Origin of the sequence: Streptantibioticus silvisoli, from assembly GCF_027947535.2 — a bacterium.
GTDB lineage: Bacteria > Actinomycetota > Actinomycetes > Streptomycetales > Streptomycetaceae > Streptantibioticus_C > Streptantibioticus_C silvisoli.
In genome coordinates this window covers 94,584-105,253 of the sequence record NZ_JAAGKO020000014.1, presented here as the reverse complement: position 1 = coordinate 105,253, position 10,670 = coordinate 94,584, and the positions used below count along the sequence as shown (strand labels likewise).

General features: G+C 71.6%; 1 protein-coding gene (only partly in view). It reads right to left on the bottom strand.

Annotated features, from left to right (window positions below; genetic code table 11):
• Positions 1-114: 114 nt before the first annotated feature.
• Positions 115-10,670, bottom strand: partial view of a type I polyketide synthase gene (locus POF43_RS12325; protein WP_282704553.1) — the 3' end only. It continues 22,093 nt past the right edge of the window; 10,556 of the gene's 32,649 nt are visible here — the last part of the coding sequence; the start codon falls outside the window, past its right edge — the gene reads right to left on this strand; it ends in the stop codon at positions 115-117.

The following is a 10,670-nucleotide window of genomic DNA, read 5'->3' as shown; positions in this document are numbered from 1 at the left end:
ACCCCGGTCAGGGTTTTGTTCTCCTGCTTCAGCCGTTTGTTGGCCAGCAGTGAAGCACGCAGGGCCTCCGTCAGTTTCTCCACAGACGCGGTCATCGTGAACTCCAGGTTCCGGTCAGTCCTCGCGCAGTGCGAGGTCGATGAGGTCGTCCGCGTTCGCGGTGAGCAGGGCCTTCTCGTCTTCGTCCGGCAGGGTCGGCGGCTCCGCGACGGCTTCGGCCTCCCCGGCCGTACCCAGTCCCAGGGCGCCGCTGAGGTAGTGGGCCAGCCGGGCCGCCGTCGGATAGTCGAAGACCACACTGGCGGGCAGCGCGGCTGCCGATTCCGATTGCAGCAGGTTCCGCAGCTCGACCGCGGTCAGCGAGTCGAAGCCCAGCTCGCTGAAGGGTTTCTCCCGCGGAATCCGCGTGCCCGAGCCGTGTCCGAGCACGACCGCGGCGGAAGCGCGAACCAGCTCGAGCACCGCCCGTTCACGGTCCGCCCCGGACAGACCGGTCAGCCGGCCCCGCAACCCGCCGGGTGCTTCGGCGTGCTGCCCGCCACCGTTCAACGCCGCCCGGACCTCCGGCAGGTCCGACAGGAGCGCGCTCGGTCGCATCGCGGTGAACACCGGCGCGAACCGCGCCCAGTCCATGTCCGTGACCACGAGCGAGGTCTCGCCCTCCCGCACGGCGTGCGCCAACGCGGTGACGGCGAGCTCGGGCCGCATCGGCAGCACGCCCAGTGCGGCCAGCCGGTCCCGTTGCGCCACACCCGAACCGCTCAGCATGCCGACCTCGTCCCACGACCCCCAGGCGATCGATGTCGCGGTCCGGCCCTGCGAACGGCGGTGCTGCGCCAGCGCGTCGAGGAAGGCGTTGCCCGCGGCGTAACCCGCCTGCCCTCCGCTGCCCCACGCCGCCGCGCCGGAGGAGAACAGCACGAACGCGTCGAGGTCCAGGTCACCGGTCAGCTCGTCCAGATGCCGTGCACCGTCCACCTTGACCCGCACCGGCCACTCGAGCTGGTCCCGGGTCATCGACGGCAGCGGCGCCGTTGCGCCCACGACACCCGCGGCGTGCACGACTGTCCGCAGGGGACGGTCCTCGGGAATGGCGGCGAGCACGTCGGCCAGCGCCGCCCGGTCGGTCACGTCGCACGCCACCACCGTCACGTCGGCGCCGGCGACCTCCAGTTCCAGCCGTAGTTGTTCCACGCCCTCGGCGTCGGGGCCGCGCCGGCTCACCAGCACCAGGTGGTCGCTGCCCCGCTCCACCAGCCACCGGGCCACGTACGCGCCCAGCCCGCCGGTGCCACCGGTGATCAGCGCCGTCCCCGAGGTCGTCCACGCCTCGGCACGGGGCCGGGGCGCCGGCGCGTGGACCAGCCGTCGGCCGAACAACCCCGACGGGCGCACGGCCACCTGGTCCTCACCCGAGGTGCCCGACACCACCGCGGTGGCCAGGCGCGCGCTTCGCTTGTCCAGGATCTCGGGCAGGTCGACCAGACCGCCCCACAGACCGGGCTGGTCCAGCGCGGCGACGCGGCCCAGGCCCCACGCGGCGCCCTGCCCCGGGGCCGTCACCGGATCCTGGCTGCCGACCGAGATCGCACCGCGGGTCGCCACCCACAGTGGCGGCGCACCGGTGTCGCGCAGTGCCCGCAGGAGGGCGATGGTGTCCGCGAGCGCGGTGGTCGGATCCGGTTCCAGCGCCGCGGTGAGGGACAGCACGGCGGTCACCGGGACGTCGGCGTCGAGCGCGGCCCGCAGCCCGCCGCTCAACGCCGCGTCGTCGCCGTGCTCCACCACGACGGTGTCCGTGCCGAGCGCGGCGGCCACGTGGCTCGCCCAGGCGTCGTCGCTCTTGCCGGCCGGGACCACGACCAGCCGGCGTCCGGAGATCACCGGGAAGTGGTTGCCACCGAGTGGTTTCCACGCCTCCCGGTAGCGCCAGCCGTCGGCCGCGTTCTCGTCCCGGCGGCGGGCACGCCACGACGCCAGCGCCGGCACCATGGCCGCGACCACGGTGCTGTCCAGCCCGAGCGTCTCGGCCACCGACCGCAGGTCCTGCTGCTCCACCGAGGCCCAGAACCGCTCGTCGGCCGGATCCACCGCGACCTGCGCGGCGAGCGGTTCGGGGTCGGGCCAGTAGCGCTCGTGCTGAAACGCGTACGTGGGCAGCGGTACCCGCACGGCGTCCCGGCCCGCGAACACCTTGGTCCAGTCCACGGCCACGCCATGGGCGAATACCTGGCCGGCCGCGGTGATCATGCGGTGCAAAGACCCCTCACCGCGCCGCAGCGTACCCACGACGGGTACCGCGCCCTCACGGCCGTCGACCACGTCCTGCATGGCCGGCACCAGAACCGGATGCGGACTCACCTCCACCACCACACGATCACCCACATCCAACGCAGCCGACAACGCCTCCTCGAACCGCACCGTCTCCCGCAAATTCCGATACCAATAACCCGCATCCCACTCCCCGGTATCCACCACCCCACCCGTCACCGAAGAAAACACCGGAACAACCGACGACCGCGGAACAACCAAAGCCAAATCCGCCAACAACCGCTCCTCAACCCCCTCCACCACACTCGAATGCGACGCATAATCAACCGCAATACGCCGCACCCGAACCCCCAACCCCTCACAATCAGCAACCAGACAATCCAACGCACCCGACTCACCCGACACCACCACCGACCCCGGCCCATTCACCGCCGCCACCGAAACCCCCACCCTCCCCACCAACAACTCCTCAACCCGACCCACCGACAACGGCAAAGCCACCATCCCCCCACCACCGGCAAGCTCCTCAGCAATCACCCGACTGCGCAACGCCACCACCCGCGCCCCATCACCCAACGACAAACCACCAGCAACACACACCGCCGCGATCTCACCCTGCGAATGCCCCACCACCGCCGCCGGCTCAACACCGAACGACCGCCACAACACCGCCAACGACACCATCACCGCCCACAACACCGGCTGCACCACATCCACCCGCCCCAACGCCACCTCATCACCCAACACCTGCTCCAACGACCAATCCACGAACGGCGCCAACGCCTCACCGCACTCACGCATCGCACCCGCGAACACCGGCGACGACACCAACAACTCCCGACCCATCCCCACCCACTGCGCACCCTGACCCGGAAACACGAACACCGGCCTGCACCCCACCCCCGCCACACCCCGCACCACACCCACACCCGACCCACCAACAGCACCCACACCCAACCCCGCCAACAACTCACCCCGACCAGCACCCACCACCACCAACCGATGATCGAACACCGCCCGCGAACCCACCAACGACCACCCCACATCCACCCCACCCACCAACGGACACCCCTCCCAGAACTCCACCAACCGCGCCGCCTGAGCCCGCACCGCACCCTCCGACTTACCCGACACCACCAACGGCACGACAGGGTCCGCGGCGAAGTCGCCGACACCGGACGGCTCCGCGGGCGGGGCGCCCGGTCCGGATCCGTCGCCGGCGGGCGCTTCGAGGATGAGGTGCGCGTTGGTGCCGCTGACGCCGAACGCGGACACCCCGGCCCGTCGCGGGTGATCGGTCTCCGGCCACGGGACGGACTCGGTCAGCAGCCGCACCTCGCCCTGGCTCCAGTCGACCTGCGTGGTCGGCTCGGCCACGTGCAGCGTCTTCGGCAGCACCCCGTGCCGCAAGGCCATCACCATCTTGATCACGCTCGCCACGCCGGCGGCGGCCTGGGCGTGCCCGATGTTCGACTTCAACGACCCCAGCCACAACGGCCGATCCGCCGGCCGATCCTGACCGTAGGTCGCCAGCACCGCCTGCGCCTCGATCGGATCACCGAGCTTCGTCCCCGTACCGTGCGCCTCCACCACGTCCACGTCCGACGTGGCCAGACCCGCCGCCGCCAACGCCTGCCGGATCACCCGCTGCTGCGACGGACCATTCGGCGCCGTCAAACCGTTCGACGCACCATCCTGATTCACCGCACTGGACCGCAACACGGCCAACACCTCATGGCCGTTGCGCCGGGCGTCCGACAACCGCTCCAGCACCACCACGCCCACACCCTCGGCCCACCCGGTCCCACCCGCATCATCCGAGAACGACCGGCACCGACCGTCCGCCGCCAAGCCACCCTGCATCGTGAACAAGGCGAACGCGTCGGCCGACGCCATCACGGACACGCCGCCGGCGAGGGCGAGCGAGCACTCCCCCGACCGCAACGCCTGCGCCGCCAGGTGCATCGACACCAACGACGACGAACACGCCGTGTCCACACTCACCGCAGGACCTTCCAGCCCAAGGGTGTAGGACACCCGGCCCGAGATGACGCTGGTCGCGGCACCGGTGATCTGGTGGCCCTGCAGTTGTTCACCGCCGCGGGCGACCAGTTCGCTGTACCCCATGTGATACGCGCCGACGTACACCCCCGTCCGGCTGCCCGCCAGCGAGTTCGGGTCGATCCCGGCACGTTCCAGCGCCTCCCAGGAGGTCTCGAGCAGCAGCCGCTGCTGCGGGTCGGTGGCCAGCGCCTCCCGCGGGGAGATCCGGAAGAACGCCGCGTCGAACTCGCCGACGCCGGCCAGGAAGCCGCCTTCGCCCGTCGCCGAGGCGCCGAGCGCCGCGTCGAGGTCCCAGCCGCGGTCGGCGGGGAACGGCGTGATGCCCTCGGCTCCGTCGGCGACCAGCTGCCACAGGTCGTCCGGATCCGCCACCCCACCGGGGAAGCGGCACGCCATCCCGACGAAGACGATCGGGTCGTCGGTGACGGGGACCGGTAGCGGCAGCGGAGCCGGGCCGGCCGGGCGGGTGTCGTCGAACCCGCCCGCCAGATACCTCGCGACGTGACCGACGGTCGGGTAGTCGAACACCAGGCTCGCGGGCAGGCTCGCTCCGGTCCTGGCCCGCAGCAGGTTGCGCAGCTCGACCGCGGTCAGCGAGTCGAAGCCCAGCTCGGTGAACGGCTGCGCGGTATCGATCTGCGTGCCCGACGCGTGGCCGAGCACCGCTGCCGCGGCCTCGCGGACCAGCTCGACGAGGGTCGCCAGCCCGTCCGCGGTGGACATCCCGGTGAGCTGCCGCGCCAAGTCGTCGCGGCCACCCTGCGTGTTGTCGGCGGAGCGCCGCGCCGCGTGGCCGGCCAGCGACCGCCACAGCGGCGCGATGTCCCGCTGGGCGCGCAGCGCCCGGACGTCGAGCCGGGCCAGCCCCAGCACCGCGGCGCCCGAGTCCCACGCCCGGTCGAACAGGTTCATGCCCTGCTCCACACCCAGCGGCGGCATGGCCGACCGGGCGATGCGGCGCAGATCCGTATCGGACAGGGTCCCCACCAGGCCGACGTCGGTCGTCCAGGCGCCCCAGGCCATCGACTGCCCGGGCAGCCCCTCGGCGCGGCGGCGCGCCATCAGGCTGTCGAGGAACACATTGCCCGCCGCGTAGTTGCCCTGCCCGCTGTTCCCGACCTGTCCGGCCAGCGAGGAGAACACCACGAACCGGGACAGGCCGTGCGCGCGGGTCAGTTCGTGCAGGTTCCAGACCGCGTCGACCTTCGGCGCCAGCACCCGATCGAGCTGCTCCTGCGACAGCGAGCCGATGATCCCGTCCTCCAAGATCCCGGCTGTGTGCACGACGGCGGTCAGCGGATGCTCCGGTCCCACGGCGTCGACCACCGCGGCCAGCGCCCGCCTGTCGGTCAGATCGCAGGCGGCGAACGTCGCCCGGGCCCCTTGTCCCGCCAGTTCGGCGGTCAGCTCCGCGGCGCCCGGCGCGGCGGCGCCGCGGCGGCTGACGAGCAGCAGGTTCCGCACCCCGTGCTCGGTCACCAGGTGCCGCGCCACCACGCCACCGAGACCACCGGCGCCGGTGATCAGCACGGTGCCGGCCTGCGCCAGGGGCTGCGGGACCGTCAGCACCAGCTTGCCGACGTGCCTGGCCTGGCTCATGAACCGGAACGCCTCCGGTGCCCGGCGCACATCCCACGCCGCCACCGGCAGCGGCCGGATCACGCCGGCCTCGAACAGCGCCACCAGCTCCCGCAGCATCTGCTGGATCCGGTCGGCGCCGGCCTCCATCAGGTCGAAGGCCCGGTAGCTCGACGGCCGGTCACGGAAGTCCTCCGGCGATCGGATGTCGGTCTTGCCCATCTCCAGGAACCGCCCGCCCGCAGCCAGCAGATCCACCGACGCGTCCACGAACTCCCCCGCGAGGGAGTTCAGGACCACGTCCACACCCCGATCCGCGGTAGCGGCCCGGAAACGCTCCCGGAAGGTGAGATCCCGGGACGACGCCAGCCGCTCGGCCGGGACTCCCCATTCCCGTAGAACACCCCACTTGCCCTCGCTCGCCGTGGCGTAGACCTCCGCGCCCCGGTGGCGTGCCAGCTGGATCGCCGCGAGTCCGACACCGCCGGCGCCGGCGTGGACCACCACCGACTCGCCGGGCTCCAGCCCGGCGAGATCCAGCAGCCCGTAGTAGGCGGTCAGGAACACGACGGGAACCGACGCCGCGGTGGCGAACGACCAGCCCTCGGGGATCCTCGCCAGCAGCCGGTGGTCGGTCACCGCCACCGGACCGAACGCGCCGAACGCCAGGCCCATGACCCGGTCGCCGGGCCGCAGGTCCGGCACACCGGGACCGACCTCCGTGACGACACCGGCGACCTCACTGCCCAGCGGGCCCGCCGCGCGCACGTCGCTGACCATGTCGAGCGCGTTGAGCACGTCGCGGAAGTTGAGGCCCGCCGCGTGGACCTGGACGCGAACCTGCCCGTGTGCCAGCGGATCGGCCGACTCCGGAGCCGGTGCGAGCACCAGGTTCTCGAGCATGCCCTTGTCCGTGGAGTCCAGCCGCCAGGGCACGTCTGCCGGTGCGACCAGTTCGTCGGCCGGCCGGACCCGGACGAGCCGTGCGGTGTGGAACCGCCCGCCGCGTACCGCCCACTGCGGCTCGCCGGACGCCAGGATCGCGCCCAGCGCACCGGCGTCGAGCCCGGTGCCGGTGTCCGTGCCGGTGCCGGTGTCCGTGTCCGTGCCTGTGCCGGTGCCGGTGTCCGCGCCGGTGCCGGTGTCCGTGTCCGTGTCCGCGCCGGTGCCGGAGCCGGAGCCCGTGCCCGTGCCGATGTCGACCAGCACGATCCGGTCCGGGTTCTCCGACTGCGCCGACCGCACGAGACCCCACACCGCGGCCGCGGCCAGGTCGGTCACCGGCTCGCCCGTGTGCACGGACACCGCGCCCCGGGTCGACACCACCAGCGGGATCGACGCGAACCTCGCCTCGCCCAGCCAGTGTTGCAACTGCCGCAGCACCCAGCCGGTGAGCTCGTGCGTGGAGCGAACCACCGGGTCCGGTCCGCCGGCCACGGCCAGCACGACCGCTCCCGGCGCCGGCCTTCCCGCGTCGAGCGCGGCACCGACCGCGCTCAGGTCGGGGTGGTCCGCGCCACGGGGGGCGACGGTGACCCAGTCAACCGTCGGGTCGCCCGCGCCGGGCCCGGTCTCGAGCCACTGCGTCCGCAACACGGCCCCGTCGCCGGCGCCGGCCGTCAAACCGTCCGAGGCGAACGCCCGCACGGCCAGCGACCCGATCGACAGCACGGGAGCGCCGGCGCTGTCCGCGACCGCGATGGCGACCTGGTCCGGGCCGGTCCGGGTGAGTACGACCCGCAGCCGCGACGCACCCGAGGCGCGCAGCCGTACGTCGGTGAAGCTGAACGGCAGCCCGCCCTGCTCGGCCGCGTCGAGACCGGCGAAGACCGTGGTGTGCAGTGCCGCGTCCAGCAGCGCCGGATGAATGCCGAACGACTCCGCCGAAGCACGGGCGGACTCCGGCAGCTCGACCTCGGCAAGGATCCGCTCCCCGCTCCGCCATGCCTTGCGCAGCCCCTGGAACACCGGGCCGTAGCGCAGGAACCCGCCGTCGGCCAGCTGCTGGTAGAACTGCTCGGTCTCCAGCGGTACGGCGTCCGCAGCGGGCCACTCCCGGGTGAAGGGTTCGAACGCGTCGTCGGCCCCGTCGCCGGCGGCGGACGCGCTGACGACACCGGTCGCGTGGCGGGTCCAGGTCTCCTCGCCGTCGACCCGCGCGTACACCGTGACACCGCACCGTTCCGCGTCGTCCGCCCCGGCCACCACCTGCACCTGCGCGCCGCCTGAGGCAGGCAGCACGAGCGGCGCCTCAAGGACGAGCTCGTCGAGCCGGTCGCAGCCGACGCTGTCGGCCGCGCGGATCGCCAGCTCCACGTACCCGGCGCCGGGGAAGAGCACCGCATCGCGCACGGTGTGGTCCGCCAGCCAGGGATGCGTCCGCACCGACAGCCTGCTGGTGAAGACCACCTCGTCGTTCTGCGGCAACGACAGCATCGCCCCCAGCAACGGATGCTCCGCCGCCGTGAGCCCGGCGGCGCCGACGTCGGTCGTCCCGCCGGCGCTCTGCGGCCAGAAGCGCTGATGCTGGAAGGCGTAGGTCGGGAGCTGGACGCGCCGCGCGCCGGAGTCCGCAAACATGGTCGTCCAGTCCACGGCCACGCCATGGGCGTATACCTGGCCGGCCGCGGTGATCATGCGGTGCAAAGACCCCTCACCGCGCCGCAGCGTGCCCACGACCGGCACCGCGCCCTCACGGCCGTCGACCACGTCCTGCATGGCCGGCACCAGAACCGGATGCGGACTCACCTCGACCACTACACGATCACCCACATCCAACGCGGCCGACAACGCCTCCTCGAACCGCACCGTCTCCCGCAGATTCCGATACCAATAACCGGCATCCCACTCCCCGGTATCCACCACCCCACCCGTCACCGAAGAAAACACCGGAACAACCGACGACCGCGGAACAACCACAGCCAAATCCGCCAACAACCGCCCCTCGACCCCCTCCACCACACTCGAATGCGACGCATAATCAACCGCAATACGCCGCACCCGAACCCCCAACCCCTCACAATCAGCAACCAGACAGTCCAACGCACCCGACTCACCCGACACCACCACCGACCCCGGCCCATTCACCGCCGCCACCGAAACCCCCACCCGCCCCACCAACAACTCCTCAACCCGACCCACCGACAACGGCAAAGCCACCATCCCCCCACCACCGGCAAGCTCCTCAGCAATCACCCGACTACGCAACGCCACCACCCGCGCCCCATCACCCAACGACAAACCACCAGCAACACACACCGCCGCAATCTCACCCTGCGAATGCCCCACCACCGCCGCCGGCTCAACACCGAACGACCGCCACAACACCGCCAACGACACCATCACCGCCCACAACACCGGCTGCACCACATCCACCCGCCCCAACGCCACCTCATCACCCAACACCTGCTCCAACGACCAATCCACGAACGGCGCCAACGCCTCCCCGCACTCACGCATCGCACCCGCGAACACCGGCGACGACACCAACAACTCCCGACCCATCCCCACCCACTGCGCACCCTGACCCGGAAACACGAACACCGGCCTGCACCCCACCCCCGCCACACCCCGCACCACCCCCACACCCGACCCACCAACAGCACCCACACCCAACCCCGCCAACAACTCACCCCGACCAGCACCCACCACCACCAACCGATGATCGAACACCGCCCGCGAACCCACCAACGACCACCCCACATCCACCCCACCCACCAACGGACACCCCTCCCAGAACTCCACCAACCGCGCCGCCTGAGCCCGCACCGCACCCTCCGACTTACCCGACACCACCAACGGCACCACGCGATCGGCCTCGGCCGCTTCCTCCCCCGCCACGGTTCCGACAGCCGGGGTTTGGACAGCCGGGGGTTCGACAGCCAGGGGTTCGACAGCCGGGGGTTCGTCCGCGCAGGCTTCGGCAGGTGCCTCGAGGATCACGTGCGCGTTGGTCCCGCTCACGCCGAACGCCGACACCCCCGCCCGGCGCGGGTGATCGGTCTCCGGCCACGGCATCGCCTCGGCGAGCAGCCGCACGTTGCCCTGGGACCAGTCGACCTGCGTGGTCGGCTCCGCCACGTGCAGCGTCTTCGGCAGCACCCCGTGCCGCAACGCCATCACCATCTTGATCACGCCACCGACCCCCGCCGCGGCCTGCGCGTGCCCGATGTTCGACTTCAACGAGCCCAGCCACAACGGCCGATCCGCCGGCCGGTCCTGACCGTACGTCGCCAGCACCGCCTGCGCCTCGATCGGATCACCCAGCCGCGTACCCGTACCGTGCGCCTCGACCACGTCCACGTCCGACGTGGCCAGACCCGCCGCCGCCAACGCCTGCCGGATCACCCGCTGCTGCGACGGACCATTCGGCGCCGTCAAACCGTTCGACGCACCATCCTGATTCACCGCACTCGACCGCAATACGGCCAACACCTCATGGCCGTTGCGCCGGGCGTCCGACAACCGCTCCAGCACCACCACACCCACACCCTCGGCCCACCCGGTCCCACCCGCATCATCCGAGAACGACCGGCACCGACCATCCGCAGCCAGACCACCCTGCATCGTGAACCGGACGAACATGTCCGCCGCGGCCATCACCGTGACACCGCCGGCGAGGGCGAGCGAGCACTCCCCCGACCGCAACGCCTGCGCCGCCAGGTGCATCGACACCAACGACGACGAACACGCCGTGTCCACACTCACCGCAGGACCTTCGAAGCCGAACGTGTACGCCACGCGCCCCGACACCACGC